Source organism: Methanoculleus sp. UBA374 (assembly GCA_002508705.1).
GTDB lineage: Archaea > Halobacteriota > Methanomicrobia > Methanomicrobiales > Methanoculleaceae > Methanoculleus > Methanoculleus palmolei.
The window spans coordinates 52,716-73,139 of the sequence record DAYL01000033.1; the positions used below are offsets into that span (position 1 = coordinate 52,716).

Sequence of the window (20,424 nt, forward strand, 5' to 3'; positions counted from 1 at the left end):
ATTGGAGCACCTCCTGGGTGCGATTGACTCCTAGCCGGAAAACGTTCGACAATTCCGCACCCCGTCGGCCGTTCCCCTCAAAAATCCGCCGCCCCCGGTCGGGCTACGAACCGCAACCTCTTCTATTCCCGGCGCCCATCCTGTACTATGTCTAATCGGTTCCTCTCAGAAGACCCCGGGGTCCGGCCGCACCGCCCGATGATGGCCCTCGTCCTCGGCAACACCATGCTCTCCACCGTCCCCGGCGTCTCGGGTGCCGGGGCGACCCCGGAAAAGACCCTTCTCACGCCGGTTCTCGATGCGGAACTCGTCACGACCGGCGCGATCACGAGCATATCCGCCCGGCCGGACACGCCCACCGGGTGCCCGACGCCGGCGACCATCACCCGGTCCATGATGGAACTGACCGATCTATCCCCCGTCCTCATCAACGCCGGGCTCGCTCACACCCCCACCGTCCCCTGCCTGGATGTCTACGGAAGCCCAGGCGGCGACCCGCGAAAGGAGGACGCGGTGCCGCACGCAGCGCTCCTCTTCGAGCGGGGCGAAGCGGTCGGCAGGCTTCTCTCGCACTACAGCGACTTTTTGATGCTCGGGGAATGCGTTCCCGGCGGGACGACAACTGCACTCTGCGTCCTCCGGGCGCTCGGTTACGACGTCTCGGTCAGCAGCGCCTTCGTCAAGAACCCGATGGACCTGAAAGAGACCATCTGCAGGGATGTGCTCGCCCGGATCGGTGCGACCGGCGCACGAGGTCCCCTCGACATCCTCCGCGCCGCAGGCGACCCCATGATGCCGGTGGCGGCAGGGATCGCGAGTGCATACTCCGGCGAGATCTTCTTTGCCGGCGGGACGCAGATGCTTGCCGTCGCGGCCGTCTTAAAAGCGCTCGGGAAAAGGATGCCGCGTCTCGCGACGACCGTCTACGTCAGGGATGACCCCTCCGCCGGGTTTGTCCGGTCGGTTGCCGACGTCGGGACCACGGCGTACTTCGTCGATCCGAACTTCGCCGGCATCGGGCACGTCGGGCTTGCCCGCTACTGCATCGGTGAGGCCAAGGAGGGAATGGGGGCCGGCGGGGCACTGACGCTCGCCTACCTCATGGGGCACAGCCCGGAGGAGATCACCCGAAAAGTCTTCGATTTCATTCAGAAGTATGCCTGAGGGAAGGACTATACCTTTTTACCATCCACCTATATACAATGCTTCCACTCTATGTGGTCAACAATCACGGGCAGTTCAACCACCTGATCCTCCGGACGCTTCGTGATATGGATATTGAGGCCGTCATGATCTCAAACGAGACGCCGCCTGCAGAGGTCGCCCGGGGCTGCCGGGGCATCATCCTCGGCGGCGGTCCGACCCTGGACCGTGCGGGGTTCGCTCCTCTCTACCTTGACCTCGGTCTTCCGGTCCTCGGTATCTGTCTTGGGCTGCACATCATGGCGACGGCACGCGGGGGAGCCGTTCGCCGGGGCGCAAGCGGCGGGTTTGGTGCGGTCGAAGTCGATGTACTCAAACAAAACAGTCTTCTCCAGGGATACCCCGACCGGATTCACGTATGGGCGTCGCATGCAGACGAGGTCTCGACGGTTCCGGAAGGGTTTGTCCGGCTTGCGGAGTCGGCCATCTGCAGCGTGGAGGCGATGGCGTCTCCCGATGAACGTCTCTACGGCGTCCAGTGGCACCCGGAAGTCAGTCATACCGTCAACGGACGGCTTCTCTTTGAGAATTTTGATCGGTTATGCTCGGAATAGACGACGTTGCGAGCCGGGTTGGGTCCATCGGATTTCATTGCCAAGAGTGTGGTGCCTGTTGCCGGCGGGTTGCGGAAGACTCAAACCTCGTGCTGGTGAGCCCTGCCGAGGTCCGGGCAATCATGGCGGCGACCGGGATGGTCTGGGATGAAGTCGCCGAACCGTATCCCGACTTCATCGATGCCGAAAACGGCGGAGAGTACACCCTCGCCTGGTGTATCCGGCGCACGGCCGATGCCTGCAGGTTTCTCCGCGACGGCCAGTGCTCCATCTATGCCCATCGCCCCTGGATCTGCCGCACCTACCCGTTTATGCTGGCGGACGACGACCTGCTGGTCTCGGAGTGTCCCGGCCTCGGCGCGCCCCTCTCCACCCGCGATGCGCACGCTCTCGGCGCCGACCTCTGCAGGCGGCGGGCTGCCGAGGAGGCGGAGGAGACCGGTCTATGTGCCGTCTACCGGGAAGCGCGGGTGCCGCCGGGGCGGCGCGCCGTGATCGACAGCGAAGGCGTAAAGGTGCTCCATGGCTGAGATCCGCCTCGTCGGGACGGCCCATGTCTCGCAGAAGAGCGTTGAAGAGGTCCGGGCCGCAATCGAGGAGTTCCAGCCCGACATCGTCGGCGTCGAACTCGACCGGGGCAGGTATATCGCTCTCACGGAGGAGGTGGCCGAGCCGTCGGTCATGGAGATCCTGAAGGGCGGGAACTTCGGCCAGCTCCTGGTCCAGTGGGTGCTCACCTTCATCCAGCAGCGGATCGGCGCCGAGACCGGGGTGAAGCCCGGCTCGGAGATGCTGGCGGCCATTGAGGAGGCTAGGACGCATCAAAAGCCCGTGGCGTTCATCGACCGGGATATCCGGATCACGCTCGGGCGGTTCTGGGGAAAGATGGGGATCTGGGAGAAGATCAAGTTCATCGGTGCCCTGATGTATTCGCTTGTGAGTGTCGAGGGCGAGAAGGTCGACATCGACGAGCTCATGAATCAGGACGTGGTGAGCGCCGCGATGGAGGAGTTCCGGAAGTTCTCGCCCCGGGGCGCCGGGGCCCTGATCGACGAGCGGGATGCATACCTCGCTCACCAGATCCTGATGCTCGGGAGCCGGTATGAACGGGTGCTTGCGGTCGTCGGCGCCGGGCATATCCAGGGGGTGCAGCGCTATCTCGACGCACCGGAGACGCTGCCGCCACTCCCGTCCCTGACCGCCGAAGTGAAGGGCCTGCCGTGGGCGAAGATCCTCGGCTCGGCCGTCACCGTCCTCTTCATTCTCCTGATAGCCGCCATAGCCTTCTCGGGCGTCGGGCTCGAGGTCCTGCTGGCCGCCCTCCTCTACTGGGTCCTGATCACCGGCGCGTTAAGCGCCGTATTCACGCTGCTCGCCGGCGGGCATCCGCTCTCGGCCGCGACGGCGTTCGGCGTCTCCTGGATGACATCGCTTAACCCGCTGCTTGCGGCGGGATGGTTCGCCGCCGCCGTTGAAGCGAAGATCCGCAAGCCCACCGTCGGAGAGTTGCAGCAGATCATTGCGGCCGAGACCTTCTCGGAGATGCGGAAGATCCCGCTCTTCCGGGTGGTCTTCGTCGCCGCGCTCGCGAACGTCGGGTGCACGATCGGGGTCATCGCCTACTTCACGTTCATCTTTCCGATCCTTGGGATCGATCTGACCGAGGTCGTCACCACAGGCTTTTCCAATATGCTGCAGATGCTGCAGAGCCTCTTCTAAGGCCGCCCCTCATCTTTTTCCCCAAGGTATTTAGGCCTGGAGTGCGCATTCTCGTTGCATGAGTCCGATTGGTGGAACGGTTAATCTTGGTGTCACCGTGATACGGAGCAGGCACAGCGTGCGGAAGTACAAGGACAGCCCCGTCGAGGAGAAGATCATCAAGGACGCCCTCGACTGTGCACGCCTTGCTCCGACGGCGAAAAACGAGCAGCCCTGGCTCTTCGGGACCGTCAGGAAACGCGAGACGCTGAAGGCAATCGCGGACCTGACCGATAACGCCAGGTTCATCGCCGATGCACCCGTCTGCTTCGCCGTCTTTGGGAAACGGGCTGAAAAATACTATCTTGAGGACTGCTGTGCAGCGACGATGCAGCTCATCCTCGCGCTCCAGGCGTGGGGGGTCGCGTCCTGCTGGGTCGCGGGGGATAAGAAGGACTACGTAGAGGATGTCCGGACACTCCTCAACGTCCCGGAGGATTACACGCTTGTCTCTCTCGTTCCTGCGGGATACCCCGAGGAGATCTTGATTGCAAAGAAAAAGACCCTCGATGAGGTCACGTTCTTCGAGCGCTATGAGGAAGAGGAGTGACCGGATAAACGAAAACCTTTTTTTACCGCGCTTTTCCGTGCCGCTCTGCTTTGCCGGGCCGTGAGGGCAACAGTGCTCCCCGTCCCCGATTTTGACCTCGTCTCTTCCGGAAACGGTGTGCCGATCAGGTGGGTGGCCTGCGACTTCCGGGTAGCGTCTCTCCGTGAGTATCTTCCGATCTTTGCCGGTCAGCGGCGGGTACAGAGCGGAAGAACGTCCGGTTGCACGCGGATCATGCGCATTGTGTCCGCACGGGGGATCTTTGACTTTGGGTACTCATGTTCATGAGGCGTGCTGCATAAATAGAAAAATTTATATTTGTAGGAAAGCAACTTCCTTCCGATGAATGGCAAAAGCGACTTATGGATGTTCCGGAGGGCCGGGGTATGATTGATTCCGGCGCTACGGCGTTTATCCTCGTCTGTACGGCACTGGTCATGCTGATGACACCGGGAGTGGGACTCTTCTACGGCGGGCTTGTGCGGCGGAAGAATCTCATCTCCATGATAGCGCTGGCGTTCATCGCATTTGCTCTCGTCAGCATCCAGTGGGTTCTCTTCGGATACAGTCTTGCTTTCGGCTCCGATATTCACGGAGTGATTGGAGGTCTGGAGTATGCGCTCCTGCAGGGTGTCGGGATGGAAGGCGACGGCATTCCTGACCTGCTCTTCATGGTCTTCCAGATGGTCTTTGCGGGCCTCACGCTCGCAATCGTAACGTCCGGCGTTGCGGAGCGGATAAAGATCAGTTCGTTCGTCGTCTTCGCCCTGCTCTGGACAACGCTGGTCTATGACCCGCTTGCTCACTGGGCGTGGGGCGGCGGATGGGCGGCGAGCATGGGCGCGCTCGACTTCGCCGGCGGCACGGTCGTCCACATAAGTTCCGGCTTCTCGGCACTGGCACTCGCGCTTGTCATCGGGAAACGTCTCGGGTTCGGCTCCCAGGAGATGGCGCCGAGCAACATCCCGCTGGTCCTCCTCGGTGGCGCGCTCCTCTGGTTCGGGTGGTTCGGGTTCAACGCCGGCAGCGCTCTTGCTGCGGACGGTCTGGCGGCAAGCGCGTTCGTCGCAACAAACGTCGCCGCCGCTGCCGGGGCTCTCTCCTGGCTCTGCGCCGCCTGGATCCGCGGCAGACCGGGTTCGGTCGGGATCATCAGCGGCGCCATCGCCGGTCTCGTCGCCATCACGCCGGCAGCCGGGTTTGTCGACCCCATGGCCGCTATCCCTATCGGAGCCGCTGCAGGTCTCGTCTGCTACGGCGCACTCCTCTTCCGGGTCCGCCACGGCTGGGATGAGAGTCTCGATGCGTGGGCGATTCACGGCGTGGGAGGCATCTTCGGCGCTCTCGCAACCGGGGTCTTTGCGGTTGCGGTAATAGGTGGTGTGGACGGTCTTCTCTACGGGAACCCTGGTCAACTCCTGATCCAGGCCGTGGATGTGGCTGTGGTCGTGGCCTACGCGTTCGGCGTGACCTACATCCTTGCAAAGGTTATCGATGCGGTGATGGGTCTGCGCGTCACCGAAGAGGAAGAGTATGTCGGACTGGATATCGCCCAGCACGGTGAGTCCGTACGGGTATGAGGAGGTGTTGTCGATGAAGATGGTTACTGCAGTCATCAGGCCCGAGAAGTTCGACCCCGTGAGAGCGGCGCTCGAAGCGGACGGCATCAACGGGATGACCGTGAGCGAAGTCATGGGACGGGGAGCACAGAAAGGCATCTCTCTCCAGTTCAGGGGAAAGACGATGCCGGTCGAACTCATCCCGAAGGTGAAGATCGAGATGGTCGTTCCGGATGCCGATGTCGACAGGGTCCTCCGGATCGTCCGGGAGCACGGTCGGACCGGGAAACCGGGCGACGGCAGGATCTTTGTCCTGCCTGTCGAGAGCATCTGCAGGGTGCGGACGGATCAGAGCGATCCGTCCGACCCGTAAACGTTTTTGGCCGGTGTCCCGGCCCCACAACCCTTTGCTGCCGCCGTTACTCTGCAAAGTGCGGCAGGACCTCGTTTGTGTAGAACTCCATGAACTCCCGTTGCCGGTTTCCGATCTGGTGGACGCAGACGTGATCGAATCCCATCTTGATGCACTCCTCGATCTTTCTGATCTGCGCCTCCGGGTCGGGGCCGGCGGGCACGTGCTTCGCCACCTCCTCCGGTGTTGTCATCGTTGCCAGCTGTTCGTAGTGGGTCGGCGTGGGGAGGAGCCTGTTGAGTTCTCCGGAGTTCGCGGAGATCGGCCACCGCTCGTAGGCCGTCCTCTGTCCTTCCTCCTCGCTCTCCGCCCAGCAGACCGAGACTTCCACGTATGAGGGCTTATCGCCGCCCCCCGAGTCGCGGAAGGCGACAAGGGTCTCTTCTGCGCTGGCGCCCGGGTTGATGAACCCGTCGCCGACCCGTGCTGCCAGGGATGCGCTGATCGGACCCTCGGATGCTATGTAAATCGGGGGGACCTTTTCCGGGAGCGAAAATATCTGCGCGTTCTCCAGAGTATAGAAAGAGCCGTAGTAATCCTGCATGCCCCCCTTCCAGAGCATCCTGATTACCTCCACCGCCTCCTCAAGCATCTCTATCCGGACCGGCGCCGGAGGCCAGCGGTCGCCGAAGACGTGCTCATTGAGGTTTTCACCCGATCCAAGGCCCAGGATAAACCGCCCGGGCATCATCCCGGCGGCGGTTGCGGCAGCCTGGGCGATGATGCCGGGGTGTATCCGCATCGTCGGGCAGGTGACGCCCGTCACCAGCCGGAGGTCCGCCGTCACCTGAGAGATCCCGCCGAGGACTCCCCAGACGAACGGGCTCTGTCCCTGCCGGTTCGTCCAGGGGTGGTAGTGATCCGATATCATGGCAAACGCAAAGCCTGCATCTTCCGCCTGACGGGCGTTGCAGACCAGATCAAGGGGTTCGTGCTCCTCGCATGCCAGTTTATAGCCTATTTCGACCATCCGTCATCACATCCGTGCCGGCCCCACGTGGGCGCGGGCTACCTCACGCATCCCGGTTCATATAGATTTCCCCCGGCCGATACCCGATAAATACGATCCTTGCCATACACTACAGTATGGCAACGCCTACTCTCCAGGTGGCGCTCGATCTCCTTGAGCTTGATCGTGCGGTAGAGATCGCCGACGAAGCGGTCCGTGGTGGTGCGGACTGGATTGAAGTTGGAACCCCCCTGATCAAGAGCGAGGGGATGCGGGCCGTACGGGTGCTCCGGGAGCGTTTCCCCGGGCACGAGATCGTGGCGGACATGAAGATCGCCGATACCGGGGCCGTCGAGGTGGAGATGGCGGCGAAGTCCGGCGCCGGCATCGTCTGCATCCTCGCCGATGCCGACGATACCGTGATCGCCGAAGCGGTTCGTTCGGGCCGTAAGTACGGCGTCCGGATCATGGCTGACCTGATCAACGTTCTGGACCCGGTCTCCCGCTCCCGTGAACTTGCGGGACTCGGCGTCGACTACATCAACGCTCACGTAGGCATCGACCAGCAGATGATCGGCCGGTCGTCGCTCGACCTCCTCGGCCGTCTTGCCGGGGAGGCGAGCGTCCCGATAGCCGTTGCAGGGGGGCTCGACGCAGAGACCGCGTCCGCAGCCGTCGCCGCCGGAGCCTCGATCGTCATCGTCGGCGGAAACATCATCAAGGCTGCCGACGTTACCGGAGCGGCGGGGAGGGTCCGGGAGGCGATCGACCGGCCCGAGGTCCTGCCGCGGGAGGAAGAGAGCCCGGACGCCGTCATCCGCCGCCTCTTTGATGTGGTCTCCGCACCGAACGTCACCGACGCCATGCACCGGCAGGGGGCGATGGCGGGCCTCGTCTCCATCTGCGGCCGGGTGAAAGCGGTCGGCCGGGCGGTGACGGTCCGGACACTCGCCGGAGACTGGGCAAAACCCGTCGAGGCGATCGACGTCGCCGGGCCGGGAGACGTCCTCGTCATCAGTAACGACGGACGGACGGACGTCGCGCCCTGGGGTGAACTCGCCACGCATTCCGCGAAAAACCGGGGGGTCGCCGGCATCGTGATCGACGGGGCGGTCCGGGACGTGGACGATATCCGGGAGATGCGGTTCCCGGTCTTCTCCCGGGCAACTGCTCCGAACGCCGGGGACCCCAAGGGTCTCGGGGAGATCAACGCCGAGATCGTCTGTTGCGGGCAGACGGTGCGGCCGGGGGACTGGATCATCGCCGACGAGAGCGGCGTCGTGGTGGTCCCCCGGGAGCGGGCCTACGAGGTCGCCCGCCGGGCGATGGAGGTTAAAAAGACCGAGGAACGGATCCGCGAGGAGATCCGGCGCGGAAAGACGCTCTCGGAGGTCTCGGAACTCCTGAAGTGGGAGAAGCGGCACTGAACGGTGCCGCGGGCACGACGAAGAATAGTACGACGGTCCGGGAAGTTACCCCGGGAGATTCGTATCCCTATGTGCAAATCGCGCCGGGAACATCTTTTCATCCTTTTTCGCGGTCTCGTGCTGGAAGTTTCGCACCCGGTCCCCTCGTTTTCGTTCCGGATTGCTCTACGGCCTATCGATAACGTTCTTAACGATTTTTCCGGACGTACTTGCCGCCGCCGATACTTGAGACGAGCGCAAAAACTATCAGTGCAACCACGCTGAGTGCCGTCATTACCCAGCCGACCCACTTCTGCTCATTATCTATGTAGAGGAGCACCATCACGGACACCGAGAAAAACATGCCGATCGCTCCAACAACCTTCGAAATGAGCGGGATATTGTAATGCTCTCTCTCCTTTGCGCTCATCATGTTCAAACCGGATATGAGATCTCCCCGGTTTTTAACCGCTACCGCCAGGAAAAAGAAAAAGAGGGCAACCATCAGGATGGAAGTTGCTTGCTTGATCACCTCAGCACCTCTTGCCCTTTGCGTCTTCACATGTGGTTATGGCGTTCCGTCTTACGCATCACAATCTTCGAATTATTATGATATGAGGCTTTTAGGACGATCCTCCGTTATCGGGAGGGCTCCGCGAGGAGTTCTCCGCCGCAGGCGAGGATCTGCCGGACGGCGTCTTCAACCTGGTCCACACGCAGGATCAGGACCGCCCCGTCCTTCCCTGAGTAGGCATAGGCGTACTCGACGTTGATCCCTGCATCCCCGAGAACGGACGCGATATCCGAGAGACCGCCGGGTTCGTCGCGCATCTTCACGCCGATGACGTCGGTGAACGAGACCCGAAACCCGAGATCGGTCAGCGTCCGGTGAGCATCCTCCGGCCGGTCGACAAGCGCACGGACAACCCCGAACCCGTTCGCCTCGGCGATACTGAACGCAAAGATGTTGATCTTCGCATCGCGGAGCGCCCCGGCTATCGCCGCAAGGCGCCCCGGCCGGTTTTCCGAAAAGATTGAGATCTGTTTGACGATATACGATTTCTCCATTACAATGACCTCCTATCAATGACCTTCTTCGATTTGCCTTCAAACCGTGGAAGGGTTCCGGGTTCGACCAGTTCCACCTCCACGCCCACGTTCAGCGCACCCCGCAGGCGATGCTCCACCGTCCTCTTGATCACCATGAGATCGGTGATCTTGTCGGAGAACGCCTCTTCGCTCACCTCCACCCGGACGAGCATGGTATCGAGCGCGCCCTTCCGGTCGACGACGATCTGGAAGTGCTTGCCTACCTGTGGGATCTCGAGCAGCGTATGCTCTACCTGCGACGGGAAGACGTTGATGCCCCGGATGATCAGCATGTCGTCCACCCGTCCCCGGAGCCGACCGATGCGCGGATGGGTCCGACCGCAGGCGCAGGCTCCTTCTTCGAGGGTGGTGAGGTCGCCGATCCGGTACCGGATCATGGGAAGAGCCTCTTTCTGGAGCATGGTGATGGTCAGCTCGCCCTGTTCCCCGGCCGGGAGCGCCTCGTCGGTCGCGGGGTCCACGATCTCCACGAGCGCGAGGTCCCCCCAGATATGGATACCCTTCTGCTCGGCGCACTCCGTGAACATCGGGCCCGAGAGCTCGCTCGTCCCGTAGATGTCATAGGCGCGGATCCCGAGCCACTCTTCTATCCGATTTCGCATCTGCTCCGACCAGGGCTCGGCGCCAAAGAAGCCGAGGCGGAGGTCGGTGTCGTTCTTGATCGAGACGCCCATCTTCTCCGCCACTTCGCCCATATGAATGAGGTAGGAGGGGGTGCAGGCGATGGCGGTGACGTGGAGGTCCTGCATCAGTTCGACCTGCCGCTCGGTGTTTCCGACGCTCGTCGGGAGGACGGTTGCACCGACCTTCTCGGCACCGTAGTGGACGCCGAGGCCGCCGGTGAAGAGCCCGTAGCCGTAACTTACCTGGAACACGTCCCCCTTCCCGAGGCCGCAGGAGGAGAACCCTCGCGCCAGCGACTCGCTCCAGTTCTCGATGTCGCGCTTTGTGTAGCCCACGACGGTCGGCTTCCCCGTCGTCCCGGAGGAGACGTGATAGCGGATCAGTTCATCGCGCGGTGCAGTGAAGAGCCCGTCCGGGTAGTTGTCCCGCAGGTCCCGTTTGTACATGAAGGGGAGTTTCCGGACATCTTCGAGCGACCCGATGTCGTCGGGCCGGACCCCCTGCTCCTTCATCCGCCGCCGGTAGAACTCGCTCGTCTCGTAAACGCGCGAAACTAGTCTCTTCGCAAGCCTGTACTGGAGCCGCCGCAGTTCTTCGGTCGGCATTCCTTCGATATCCCGGTTCCAGCAGTCCATCAGAGAATCCCTCGTCGGTCGATAACCCGCTTCGCTTTTCCCTCGAACCGGGGCAGCGATCCCGGCTCCACCAGCCTCACCGCGGTGCGGAGTCCGAGCGTGTTGTGGAGCTCATTGGCGATCTTCTTCTGCATACGGGTGAGGTCCTGGAGTTCACCGGAAAAACCCGCTTTGCTCATCTCTACCTCAATGGTCATCTCGTCGAGATGGTTAACCCGGTCGATGTAGACCATAAACTGCTCCCCGACCTCCGGAAGAGCCCGTAGAACATGTTCAATCTGGGACGGGAAAACGTTGATCCCGCGGATGACCAGCATGTCGTCGCTACGTCCTGTGAGCCGTGCAATCTTTTGCCCGCGTCCGCAGGTGCATTCGTCGTCCATCAACCGGGTCACGTCGCCGGTGCGGTAGCGGACGAGCGGCAGGGCTTCCTTGACGAGCGGCGTGATGACGAGTTCGCCCCGCTCGCCGGGAGCAAGACGCTCCCCCGTCTTCGGGTCGATGATCTCCGCAAGGTAACAGTCGTGCCAGAGATGGAGCCCGTTGTGCTCAGGGCACTCGAACGCCACTCCAGGGCCGTACATCTCCGAAAGCCCGTAACTGTCGAAGGCCTTCACACCGAGACGCCGTTCAAGTTCCGCGCGCATGCTCTCCGACCAGGGTTCGGCCCCGAATATCCCGATCTTGAGGGTGTCCAGCGTCTTTCCCATCGACTCAGCCACTTCGGCGAGGTGGAGGGCGTAACTTGGCGTGCAGTGGATGGCGGTCACGCCGAAGTCCTCAATCATCTCGATCTGACGGCGGGTGTTCCCCGTCGCACTCGGGACCACGGTCGCCCCGATCTTCTCGGCCCCGTAGTGGAACCCGAGCCCCCCGGTGAAGAGGCCGTAATTGACCGCGTTCTGAAAGATATCGTCTTCACCAAGGCCTATCATCGTCATGTTCCGCGCGATCAGTTCCGACCAGTTCTCCAGGTCCTGCCGGGTGTAACCGACGACGGTCGGCTTTCCGGTGGTCCCGGAAGTGGTGTGGACCCGCACGATCTCTCTCATGGGAACTGCAAAGAGGCCGAACGGATATCCGGCCTGGAGTTCCTTTTTAGAGGTGAAGGGAAGTTTCTCTACATCGTCAAGCGTCCTGATATCGTCCGGCGAGATGCCTGCTTCCTTGAATTTTCTCCGGTATAGCCCAACATTCTGTGCCTGATGAATCGTCCACTTCAGCCGCTTCAGTTGAAGGTCCGCAAGTTCATCAGGCCGGATTGTCTCCATCGCTCTGTTCCAGAACATAGTATCCCATCGGTGTCTCTCGGGGAGGGTGCTCTGCCCCCGCCCCGGATGTATATCGTCCGGCACCCGTTATCCGGTTGGTATTCCGGCGGGCCGTTTGGCGGGCCTGCAGAGACCGCGCCGCCGGGCATACTCAAGTTATATGGGTGGTGGATGCGGAAAAGGTTTGTCAGTTCGTGGCACGGCACACCGTAGCAGCCTTTGATTTTTTGTCCGGAATGCGCTCGCCCACAACCATTCGCACTTCATCCGGACGGGATGCATTTACGAAAAGGACGATGGCATAGTCGGTCGGCGACCGCCGAAGACGGGTGTCCCCCCTCCCGTGCGGTTCGATGCATTCATCATCAAAACCGCCCATATTCATTTCCAGAGTGATTTGATGACGGCGAAGGAACCCTGGATCCCGGTCTTCGGCTACGGGGGGCACATCAAGGCGACGGCGCAGGAACTGGTCATCGTGCAGGGAAACGCCACCCGGCGCTACCCGCTCCAGGCAGTGAAGCATCTTTTGGTCGTCGGCGGCCATACGCTGCACACATCGGCGGTGACGAACCTCCTCAAAGCCGGCGCCGTCATCACCTTCTTTGATATTGACGGCACCCCCGTCGGGTGCCTCTCCCCTTACGGTTATCGGCCGGATGAGGCGGTGCGCCGCGCCCAGGAGCGGGCCTCTCCGCACCGGTTCGCACAGCCGTTTGCAACAGCCGGCGTTCAGTCGCGGCTCTTCTTCCTTGAGGAGCTTTACAATCGTTCAGGGCAGGATATCTTCTATGCCGGAGAACTCGACTTCCTTCACCAGGCCCGGGAGGAGGTTGCGGTCTCGGTCACCATGGAGGAACTCCGGCGGCTCTCCCGCCTGGTCGCCGATATGTACTACGAGATCCTCTCCCGCACGATCCCGCCGGAACTTGGGTTCCGGCGCAGGACGAGCCGCCCTTACCTTGACCCCGTCAACGCCATGTTCTCGCTTGGATACGCGATGCTTTACGGCAACTGCTGCGTCTCTCTGATCGGCGCCCACCTCGACCCCGACCTTGGCACGCTTCACGAAGGAGCCGGGAGCCTCGTCCACGATCTCATCGAACCGCAGAAAGCGGCGATGGTAGACCGCACCGTCCTCCTGTTTGCCCGGGATGAGATCTCGGCCGGGGACTACGAATGCGGTGAAAAGCGATGCTACCTTGACGGGAATTTCTCGGCCCGGCTGGTCGCGGCGCTTCGCAAATCGATCGACCAGTCCCGCATCGATACGCAGGTCCGCATCCTGCGGGATGCCCTTCTTACGAACGCTGAATTTCACGTGCTGTACTGGTAGCGCCCCGCTGGATTGTGAATTCGGCGTAGGCGACAGGAGGAACCTCCTGCTGGGAGAGGTCCCTGATGACGGCCCTGGGGCATCCGTAAAGCATGGAGATGAACTTGTCGAGGATGACGGGTTCGCCGGTTGCAGTGATGAGCACCCTCCCGTCGGAGAGATTCATCGCTTCGCCGCCGACACCGAGGTTGGTCGCGATCCTTCTGATGCATGCGCGGAACCCGACGCCCTGGACCCGTCCTGAGATCCGGATCTCGATCGTCTTCACAGCCAGTGCTCCTGGACAAGCCGCATGGACATATCCAGTTCGTCGTAGACCTCGTCCCGGATCGTCGAGTCGCGGATATTGAGGGCTTCGCCCACGGCCATGTCGATAATCTCCCTTGACCGGTCTTCATAGTGTTCTGCGTAGATCCGGCACGCCATATCGCCGAGCACAAAGGCCCGCCGCGAGAGCGGTCTTATTATCCGGGCCTCATCGAGGGCGCAGAGAAGCATTCGATCCGCAAGTGCCTGCTGTTCTGCGTTCCTCGCGATAAGGTAGAACTCGGTGTAGTAGACCGCCCGTTTTGCCCGATCGGATGCCGTCCGTATTGCCCGATCGAGCGCGACCATATCCTTTGTCGTGCACTCGCCGCTCCGGATCTTGTTGCGGCAGTCGAGGATTCTGCCGTAGACGGAGTTCCTCCAGGACTGGGGCATAGCCTGTTCGAGCTGGACCATCAGGCTGTAGCGGATCCTGTCGTCGTCGATCGCGGAGACGATCTCGACGGCCCGCTGTTGAGCGGCCGCTTTCCCGCTCTTCCGGTAGAACGAGAAGAGCATCTGGGCCATACGCTGCTGCGTCATAGCGGTGATGAACGGAATCTGAATGTGCCCGGCAGTCTTCTCCATGCCGTCGAGCAGTTCATCGATCTCCTCCTCATCGCCGTAAGTCTCGGCGAACTGTGCCACGTCAAAGAGCATCGAGAGCCGGATATAGGGTATGGGAATGCTCACCACGGTATGGCACATGGCCGAAAGGATCTCCTTTCTCTGTGCAGGTTCATTGACCATGTCGAAGACCGCAGCGAGGGCGTCCACGTACTCGACCGGATCTTCAATCCCGCCGACCTGCCCGATTGCCCAGTCGATGTCCGTCTCCTGCCGGTTTACAGCGTTGAGGCTTCTTGCGGCGTAGATCAGGTTCTTCCTGACGAATGCCTCCTGGTCTTCCCCGACGAACTCGAGCATCTCCTGTGCCTCGGTAAGGTAACTCCTGGCTGCATCGTGATCGATCCCGGCCATGAGCCCCGCGAGGTCGGAGAGCATAATCGCGCGGACGGAAGGCTCGGAGATGGTGCCGATGGTCTCGTGAAGCCTTCTAATGATCTTTTCGGCTTTCTCTCCGTCGCCGATGACCGAGTAGGCGCTGACGATCCGGTACATTCCGGAATAACGCGCATAGACGTCGCTGGTGTGCTCGAAGAGGCGGTACATCAATTCGAGCACCGGCGGTGCCGTCGTCCCCCCCTCGATCCCTTCGAGCAGATACGCCATCACCTCGTAGGGACCGGCCGAGTCGAAATCCTTTGTTTCGTTGGTAAAGAAGGTGAGAATCCGCTGGATCATGGCGGTCCGCTCGTACTCCCCTTCGATCTCCAGGGAGAAGAGAGTCATGGGGACGGCAAAGATCGGGCTCGTGTAGATCTGCGTGTACTCGAGCATGATATCGACGTAACTTGCTATCCTGATCGAGATCTCCTCACGCAGGGTGCTGGTCTTGAGGAGGTCGAGCGCTATCTCGAAGGGCTCCATCATGTTGTCGAAGACCTGTGCCTTCCCCTGGGAGATCTGGTCCGCCGCCTGCAGGCTCCCGACGCGGACGTAACCTTCGATGAGGGGATCGACCAGTTGCCGCTGCAGGGACGGGTCGGGGATCTGGGAATGGATCTGAGTCGCTTCATCCAGCGCCTGGAGCGAGAGGTGTTCGATCCCGAACATGATCAGGCCGTGGATGACCTTCCCCATTGCAAAGAGGCAGTAGTCCCGCTCCAGCAGAGATGTGGAGAGGATCCGCATCCCGTGAAGAAGGTCGAGGTCGCCGTCCTCGACGGCGAGCACGGCTGCCTGGTCTACGATGCCGCCCATCGCTTCGGCCCGTACCTGCTGATCCATGATCTCGCAGGTGAGTCCGGTCGCACTCCGGAGGAGATCCCGGTCTTTTCGGACGACACCGATCCGTGCCATCTCGACGGCGATGGTCGAGATTGCCTGTTCTCGCAGGTTCTGGTCCTGGATCTGGTTTACCAGGTCTACAAGGGCCGCCGGGTCGTTCTGACGGACGAAGCCCCGCTCGATCAGGATGGTGCTGCACTCAACGAGCAGTGGGTCCTGTGCACGGTGCGAACTGACAAGTTCCTTGATTGCCGGTATGTGCCTGACGACCTCATCGAAGTCGTACTCCTTGCAGAAGTCGGTCACCGCCTGCTGTACCAGCGAGTCGACAATATCGGTATCCAGTGTGGCGAGGATATTCTTGTGGACGAGTTCGATCTCGTCGCGCCGAAGCCCCTCTTTGATCAGGCGGACACTGGTATCGAAAAATTGGGCGTTGATCCTCTGTGTGCTGGCGCTGGCTTTTTTCATAACCTCGATCGCGTGGTAGAAATCGCCCATCCGTGTGAGTGCGTCGGTGATCTGCCGGTAGAGCTGGGCTGCCTTCGCGGCATCGCAGGATTCGGCGATCAGGGGTGCAATATCGAGAAGAATGGTTGAGTTGCCGCTTCTCTCAACGACTGAAATGCCGGAGAGGACGATCTCCTCGATGGGGAGCTGAGTCCCTGTTATGTCCCGGGCGTTGAACTCGAACGCCTTTTCAAGGAACCAGCGGTCCCCGCTTCGTTCTGCTTTCTTCAGGAGTTCGAGGACGAGGGTCCGCCCGGCCCATGGTTTTTCGTCTTCGATCTTGAGCAGTTTTGCGTAGACCTGCTTTTTGTCCCGCTGGCGATCGAGGAGTTGCTCGGTCAGGATCGCGAGGATCTCGGTGAGCCGTTCTTCCGGGATACCCGGGAGGGAGTCCATGATCTGCTCAACGTCGGAGATCTCTTTCTTCAGCGATGATTTCCAGGCGGCGTCAACGATATCGGCGATCGAATTGGTGCGTCGGATCTTCTGGTTGATCTCGGTTGCACTCATAAGTCCGGAAACCACCAGGGTGATATCGCCCGACTCGATGCCGGCACCGGCGATCGCCCGTGCAACGTCGGCATGGAGCTGCGATTGTCTTGATATGTCGCCGATCTCAGAGAGCATCTGGAGAGCATGCTGCATGATGTTGACGTTTCGATACTTCTGTCCATATTCGATGAAGAGCGGAATGGTCTCGGAGAGGATTGCCGAGCGGTATTTACGGATGCTGATCTTGTCGCAGGCTTCTCCGCCTTTATCGATGAAATGGATGTCCCCGGTATCGACCCCCGTCTGGATAAGGTCACGGGAGATTTCGGCGAGGATCTCGGACTGGTGACTCTTACGGTCGAGTTTATCGACCAGGGTAAAAATTGCGCTGAACCATGCTTCGTCCTTATTCTGGCTGTAGATCCCGGCGGCGCGTTGGGCGAGGGCGGCCACCTCTTCTTTTGTCGGTTCGATGATCTGGCTTAAGAGCCCCGGAAGGTTCTCCTCGAACGCCGTCTTTATCAGAGCGGCGTTCATCTGCTCGTAGAGTGATTTCTTCTCCTTCCGGGTCTGCGTCTCCGATATGTCTGAAACTACCTTTTCAAGCTCACGCAGATCGCCTGAAGAGATTGCGGAGTTGATCTTCTGTTTTATCTGTGGTTTACCATTCATTTTGATCAGCGCTCTTCAATGGGTTCTGCATCATGCATATCTATTATCAGATATATAGATTGCCCCCCTTTCACAGGAATGTCATTTGAGGAAATGAGGGAGTTTCTCAAAAATGTCGGGGATATGTGGGAGAGTCAGGGTTCTTTGAAGCGCCGGGAACGGAATGATTAATGGGTGGTTGATCCCTCCGGCGGAAAAGACGGCCGGGGGTCATGCCTGTCTGACCACCTGCAGGATCTCCTCATGCACGGCCTCTGCGACGGCCGGGTTCTTTGACTCGATCATGATCCTGATCATTGGTTCCGTGCCCGAAGCCCGCACCAGGGCCCAGACATCGTTCCTGACAATCTTGATCCCGTCGATCTTCTCAATGGTCTCTCCCGGGAACGCTTCCTCGACGGCACGGACCAGCGCGGCCGGGTCCCGGACGTGGTGTTTCTCCTTGATCAGATGGTAGATCGGGAGCCCGTCAAGGATATCCGAGAGTTTCCTGCCGTTATGATCTGCGAGAACCGCTACCATCATGGCGGCGGTCATGCCCCCGTCCCGGCAGAACTGGTGGTCGGGATAGATCAGGCCGCCGTTTCCTTCGCCTCCAAAAGAGACTTTCTTTCCCTCGCCTATCAACTCGATCATCCTTCTTGCGACGTAGATGCTTCCTACGGGCGTGTAATCGACGGTGCATCCGTGCTTTTCCGCAATATCCCGGATCAGCCGGGATGTGGCGACCGTGGTGACGACGATCCCGTTGCCGTTCCTGCCGCAGACGTAGTCCTCGACCAGTCCGAACTCATAGTTCTCTTCTATATAGCGTCCTTTGTTATCAACGAAGACCGCCCGGTCGGCATCGCCGTCGTGCGCCACCCCGAAGTCGGCACCCGTGGCGACGACCATCTCCGAGAGGGGTTGCAGCCCTTCGGGTGTCGGCTCGGGCATCCGGCCCGGGAAGGTACCGTCGAGTCGGGCGTTGATGGTATGGACCCGGCAGCCCAGTCGTGAGAGGATGACCGGGGTGGTGAGCGCCGCCGGGCCGGAACCGGGGTCGACGACGACGGTCAGGCCTTCGCCGATATGCGCTGGAAAGTGCCCCACGATTGCCCGAATATATTCCTCGATCCGCTCGGGTGCGGCGGTCTCCGTGCCGACGCCGTCCCAGGGAGCCGCATCGAATGCTCCGGTGAAGTACCTGTCTTCGAGCCGGAGGGTCTCGTCGTCGGGCATCTCGGTGCCGTCGGCCTCGATGATCTTTACGCCGTTGTACTCCGGGGGGTTGTGGGACGCGGTGATCATCGCGCCGCCGTCGAACCGGTTGCTCTTTATGAGATACTGCAGGGCTGGTGTGGGGAGGATGCCCATGTCCACCACGTCGCACCCGGTCATCAGGAGCCCGGCCTTGAGAGCGTGGGCCAGGGCTTCACCGGACGTCCTCGTGTCCCTGCCGACTGCTATCGTTCCTTTTCTCATCGATCCGAGTGCGGCGCCGATCTTGAGGACCAGGGCCGGCGTCATCTCCTCCCCGACCACGCCCCGCACGCCGTTCGTTCCAAACATCCGCTTTCCGTTTCGCATCTTCATCGCTTTCTCCCGTGTTATGGCAGTTTTCGTTTCAGTCGATCGATGGCGTCGCCGGCGGCGGCCAACGCCTCCCTGTTCTGTTCTGCAAGTATAGCAATATAGATTCTATCTTCTCCGGCATGGAGTCCGCTTTTCTGATGGTGCAACCGTGCGCCGATGATCCCCGGGACCGCTTCCAGGTCTTTCCGAACGCTCGTTGTCGGGAATTCCGGGTATTTTACCGGTCCGCTGAACGTGAGGACAACGCCGCCGTTCAGGGTGCCGCACTCGCGCCGTAGTTCCCGAACCAATCCTTCGGTGGTGTAATAGTCCTCGAACCCGGGAAGTGCGGCGATCACCTCGTCGACCGAAGGGTTCCGGAGCACGACGTTCTCGCTCTGGAGGTCGCCTATCACGATCCGCGGAAACGGCCGGGCTTTGAATCCCTCAAGTACGGCATATTCGATCCCGGCGTTGCAGAGGACCTGCAGGGTGGAGTCGAGGTCGTTTTCACGCCTGATAAAAACCGACTTCTCGTCGTCGACGCCGCTGGATATAGCAGCATCCGATTCATAGTAGGCGGTGGTGTCCTTTCCGGGTTCAAGTTGAAACCCGTGGTGGTGCCCGAGGTGTTTGACCGCTCCGACGGTTCCGTATGCGGAGAGCGCCCGGATCAGGTCCTTCATAAATGTGGTCTTCCCGGCGTTCGAGCGGCCGACGATCTGAATGACCTTCACGGGTTTTCATCCTCCCCCGGGTCTATCGGGTGTTCCTCCTCTCCGCCTTCCTGGCCGGGTCGGGATTTTAATACCACCGACGCGGCCTCGGCAACGCCCCGCATCACCTCGGTGATGCGGTCCTCAATATCGATCTCGTCGTCGAGGTTCAGGCTTGTTCCCTCTACCTCGAGGAGAAACCGGGCGACTTCGCTTGCTTCAAAGAGGATCTCGTCGAGTTCTTCTGCGGTAAAAAAACCGCACATGGCCCCGTAGAAGAATGTGGCTCCCGCCTTCTTCACTTTCTTCTTGAACGAACTCCTTGCCTGGTTGACTGCCTGCGGGGTGTAGGAGTCGAGCATGAATGGGCAGAGCTCGGGGAGGTTCTCGCCGATGAACGTCATCTCCGATCCGCTGGTGGTCTTGAAGTCTGCGCAGAGACGTGCGATTGCCCATTCACGGGCGGTGATGTGGGTGTGTTTGCGCAGAAACTGGTTGACCCGCTGGTAGGTGGCGCCATCCACTTTCTTGAATTTTCGGTACTTGTTCGGGTCTTTCAGGTCGGCAGGATCTTCCATTTTTCATACCCTCTTGTCTGTTTAGATATTTCAATGGTGGTGGTCGGGAGGAGGGCCCGACCGACACGTCCGTTGCGGTCCTCCTGTTGAGTGCGCTTTCGGCTGTGGCGGGTCTGGCTCCTCGGTCCAGATCTTTCTGCGGTTACTCCATCCCCTATTACGTATAGCATCATATGGTTTATATCTGCCTTTTTGATCCTTGGGGTGTGACGGAGAATTGGGTTCTCCTGGGCCGGTCCTGTCCCGTTCGGGGCGTTGTCCGGGGGTATCCGCCTGGCCGGTTCCCGGTCCCCGGGTTGCCCTGTTGGGATCGTCCCGGGATCTGCGACCTTTGTCACCATAATTGGAACTGACGGGGCTTCTGCCATCCGGAGCACA

At 60.7% G+C, this 20,424-nt stretch carries 19 protein-coding genes; 9 read left to right on the top strand and 10 right to left on the bottom strand.

Annotation, left to right across the window (positions count from 1 at the left end):
* Window positions 1-147: 147 nt before the first annotated feature.
* From cobT to BRA42_RS11900, 7 genes are all read left to right on the top strand, one after another.
* Window positions 148-1,164 carry a nicotinate mononucleotide-dependent phosphoribosyltransferase CobT gene (gene cobT, locus BRA42_RS11870; protein WP_292405668.1) on the top strand — a complete coding sequence of 339 codons (1,017 nt, stop codon included), beginning with the start codon at window positions 148-150 and terminating at the stop codon, window positions 1,162-1,164.
* Window positions 1,165-1,202: 38 nt separating this feature from the next.
* Window positions 1,203-1,757 (top strand): GMP synthase subunit A, encoded by a 555-nt coding sequence (locus BRA42_RS11875; protein WP_292405672.1) that lies wholly within the window; start codon window positions 1,203-1,205, stop codon window positions 1,755-1,757.
* Window positions 1,745-2,287, top strand: coding sequence for a YkgJ family cysteine cluster protein (locus tag BRA42_RS11880; RefSeq protein WP_292405676.1), 543 nt, complete (start codon window positions 1,745-1,747; stop codon window positions 2,285-2,287). The genes BRA42_RS11875 and BRA42_RS11880 overlap by 13 nt, the downstream gene beginning before the upstream one ends.
* Entirely contained in the window at window positions 2,280-3,476 is a 1,197-nt protein-coding gene (locus BRA42_RS11885) for a TraB/GumN family protein (protein ID WP_292405678.1), read from the top strand. The genes BRA42_RS11880 and BRA42_RS11885 overlap by 8 nt, the downstream gene beginning before the upstream one ends.
* Window positions 3,477-3,534: 58 nt before the next feature.
* Window positions 3,535-4,065, top strand: coding sequence for a nitroreductase family protein (locus BRA42_RS11890; protein ID WP_292405681.1), 531 nt, complete (start codon window positions 3,535-3,537; stop codon window positions 4,063-4,065).
* A 386-nt stretch (window positions 4,066-4,451) separates the two neighbouring features.
* Window positions 4,452-5,645 (top strand): ammonium transporter, encoded by a 1,194-nt coding sequence (locus BRA42_RS11895; RefSeq protein ID WP_292405683.1) that lies wholly within the window; start codon window positions 4,452-4,454, stop codon window positions 5,643-5,645.
* A 13-nt stretch (window positions 5,646-5,658) separates the two neighbouring features.
* Entirely contained in the window at window positions 5,659-5,997 is a 339-nt protein-coding gene (locus BRA42_RS11900) for a P-II family nitrogen regulator (RefSeq protein WP_292405685.1), read from the top strand.
* A gap of 46 nt (window positions 5,998-6,043) precedes the next feature.
* On the opposite strand, the gene BRA42_RS11905 is transcribed toward BRA42_RS11900, so the two are convergent.
* Complete coding sequence (locus tag BRA42_RS11905) at window positions 6,044-7,006, bottom strand: TIGR03557 family F420-dependent LLM class oxidoreductase (protein ID WP_292405688.1); 963 nt, start codon at window positions 7,004-7,006, stop codon at window positions 6,044-6,046.
* Window positions 7,007-7,122: 116 nt separating this feature from the next.
* On the opposite strand from BRA42_RS11905, the gene BRA42_RS11910 reads away from it, so the two are divergent.
* Window positions 7,123-8,412 carry an orotidine 5'-phosphate decarboxylase / HUMPS family protein gene (locus BRA42_RS11910; RefSeq protein WP_292405691.1) on the top strand — a complete coding sequence of 430 codons (1,290 nt, stop codon included), beginning with the start codon at window positions 7,123-7,125 and terminating at the stop codon, window positions 8,410-8,412.
* Between the two features lie 187 nt (window positions 8,413-8,599).
* Here BRA42_RS11910 and BRA42_RS11915 read toward each other — a convergent pair whose 3' ends face one another.
* The 4 genes from BRA42_RS11915 to BRA42_RS11930 form a co-directional block, all read right to left on the bottom strand.
* The gene (locus BRA42_RS11915; RefSeq protein ID WP_292405694.1) at window positions 8,600-8,953 is read right to left on the bottom strand and encodes a DUF3784 domain-containing protein; all 354 of its coding nucleotides are present in this window, start codon (window positions 8,951-8,953) and stop codon (window positions 8,600-8,602) included.
* Window positions 8,954-9,030: 77 nt separating this feature from the next.
* Window positions 9,031-9,459 carry an ACT domain-containing protein gene (locus BRA42_RS11920; RefSeq protein ID WP_292405697.1) on the bottom strand — a complete coding sequence of 143 codons (429 nt, stop codon included), beginning with the start codon at window positions 9,457-9,459 and terminating at the stop codon, window positions 9,031-9,033.
* Window positions 9,459-10,760: a phenylacetate--CoA ligase family protein gene (locus BRA42_RS11925; RefSeq protein WP_292405698.1), complete on the bottom strand. Its 1,302-nt coding sequence runs from the start codon at window positions 10,758-10,760 to the stop codon at window positions 9,459-9,461. The genes BRA42_RS11920 and BRA42_RS11925 overlap by 1 nt, the downstream gene beginning before the upstream one ends.
* On the bottom strand, window positions 10,760-12,049 hold the full coding sequence (locus tag BRA42_RS11930) for a phenylacetate--CoA ligase family protein (protein ID WP_292405700.1): 1,290 nt from the start codon (window positions 12,047-12,049) through the stop codon (window positions 10,760-10,762). Before BRA42_RS11930 ends, BRA42_RS11925 begins: the two co-directional genes overlap by 1 nt.
* Before the next feature lie 382 nt (window positions 12,050-12,431).
* On the opposite strand from BRA42_RS11930, the gene cas1 reads away from it, so the two are divergent.
* Complete coding sequence (gene cas1, locus BRA42_RS11935; protein ID WP_292405703.1) at window positions 12,432-13,367, top strand: CRISPR-associated endonuclease Cas1; 936 nt, start codon at window positions 12,432-12,434, stop codon at window positions 13,365-13,367.
* Here cas1 and BRA42_RS11940 read toward each other — a convergent pair.
* The 5 genes from BRA42_RS11940 to BRA42_RS11960 form a co-directional block, all read right to left on the bottom strand.
* Window positions 13,333-13,635, bottom strand: a complete 303-nt coding sequence (locus BRA42_RS11940) for an acylphosphatase (RefSeq protein WP_292405706.1) — start codon at window positions 13,633-13,635, stop codon at window positions 13,333-13,335. The two genes, cas1 and BRA42_RS11940, sit on opposite strands and share 35 nt — an antisense overlap.
* A complete protein-coding gene (locus BRA42_RS11945) occupies window positions 13,632-17,198 on the bottom strand; it encodes a hypothetical protein (protein ID WP_342770595.1) in 3,567 nt (1,188 codons plus the stop codon). The genes BRA42_RS11940 and BRA42_RS11945 overlap by 4 nt, the downstream gene beginning before the upstream one ends.
* Before the next feature lie 210 nt (window positions 17,199-17,408).
* Window positions 17,409-18,767 carry a phosphoglucosamine mutase gene (glmM, locus tag BRA42_RS11950; protein ID WP_292405777.1) on the bottom strand — a complete coding sequence of 453 codons (1,359 nt, stop codon included), beginning with the start codon at window positions 18,765-18,767 and terminating at the stop codon, window positions 17,409-17,411.
* 20 nt (window positions 18,768-18,787) lie between these two features.
* Window positions 18,788-19,489: a molybdopterin-guanine dinucleotide biosynthesis protein B gene (mobB, locus tag BRA42_RS11955; protein WP_292405712.1), complete on the bottom strand. Its 702-nt coding sequence runs from the start codon at window positions 19,487-19,489 to the stop codon at window positions 18,788-18,790.
* Complete coding sequence (locus BRA42_RS11960; RefSeq protein ID WP_292405715.1) at window positions 19,486-20,046, bottom strand: DUF5806 family protein; 561 nt, start codon at window positions 20,044-20,046, stop codon at window positions 19,486-19,488. The genes mobB and BRA42_RS11960 overlap by 4 nt, the downstream gene beginning before the upstream one ends.
* Window positions 20,047-20,424: the final 378 nt, after the last annotated feature.

What these genes read in the sequence shown, in the direction of transcription:
- BRA42_RS11880 (WP_292405676.1), top strand. Translation starts at nt 1,745, where the DNA reads ATGCTCGGAATAGACGACGTTGCGAGCCGGGTTGGGTCCATCGGATTT.
- BRA42_RS11930 (WP_292405700.1), bottom strand. Translation starts at nt 12,049, where the DNA reads ATGTTCTGGAACAGAGCGATGGAGACAATCCGGCCTGATGAACTTGCG.
- glmM (WP_292405777.1), bottom strand. Translation starts at nt 18,767, where the DNA reads ATGCGAAACGGAAAGCGGATGTTTGGAACGAACGGCGTGCGGGGCGTG.
- BRA42_RS11960 (WP_292405715.1), bottom strand. Translation starts at nt 20,046, where the DNA reads ATGGAAGATCCTGCCGACCTGAAAGACCCGAACAAGTACCGAAAATTC.
- BRA42_RS11895 (WP_292405683.1), top strand. Translation starts at nt 4,452, where the DNA reads ATGATTGATTCCGGCGCTACGGCGTTTATCCTCGTCTGTACGGCACTG.
- cobT (WP_292405668.1), top strand. Translation starts at nt 148, where the DNA reads ATGTCTAATCGGTTCCTCTCAGAAGACCCCGGGGTCCGGCCGCACCGC.
- BRA42_RS11945 (WP_342770595.1), bottom strand. Translation starts at nt 17,198, where the DNA reads ATGAATGGTAAACCACAGATAAAACAGAAGATCAACTCCGCAATCTCT.
- cas1 (WP_292405703.1), top strand. Translation starts at nt 12,432, where the DNA reads ATGACGGCGAAGGAACCCTGGATCCCGGTCTTCGGCTACGGGGGGCAC.
- BRA42_RS11910 (WP_292405691.1), top strand. Translation starts at nt 7,123, where the DNA reads ATGGCAACGCCTACTCTCCAGGTGGCGCTCGATCTCCTTGAGCTTGAT.
- BRA42_RS11905 (WP_292405688.1), bottom strand. Translation starts at nt 7,006, where the DNA reads ATGGTCGAAATAGGCTATAAACTGGCATGCGAGGAGCACGAACCCCTT.
- BRA42_RS11890 (WP_292405681.1), top strand. Translation starts at nt 3,535, where the DNA reads ATGAGTCCGATTGGTGGAACGGTTAATCTTGGTGTCACCGTGATACGG.
- BRA42_RS11885 (WP_292405678.1), top strand. Translation starts at nt 2,280, where the DNA reads ATGGCTGAGATCCGCCTCGTCGGGACGGCCCATGTCTCGCAGAAGAGC.
- BRA42_RS11925 (WP_292405698.1), bottom strand. Translation starts at nt 10,760, where the DNA reads ATGGACTGCTGGAACCGGGATATCGAAGGAATGCCGACCGAAGAACTG.
- BRA42_RS11875 (WP_292405672.1), top strand. Translation starts at nt 1,203, where the DNA reads ATGCTTCCACTCTATGTGGTCAACAATCACGGGCAGTTCAACCACCTG.
- BRA42_RS11920 (WP_292405697.1), bottom strand. Translation starts at nt 9,459, where the DNA reads ATGGAGAAATCGTATATCGTCAAACAGATCTCAATCTTTTCGGAAAAC.
- BRA42_RS11900 (WP_292405685.1), top strand. Translation starts at nt 5,659, where the DNA reads ATGAAGATGGTTACTGCAGTCATCAGGCCCGAGAAGTTCGACCCCGTG.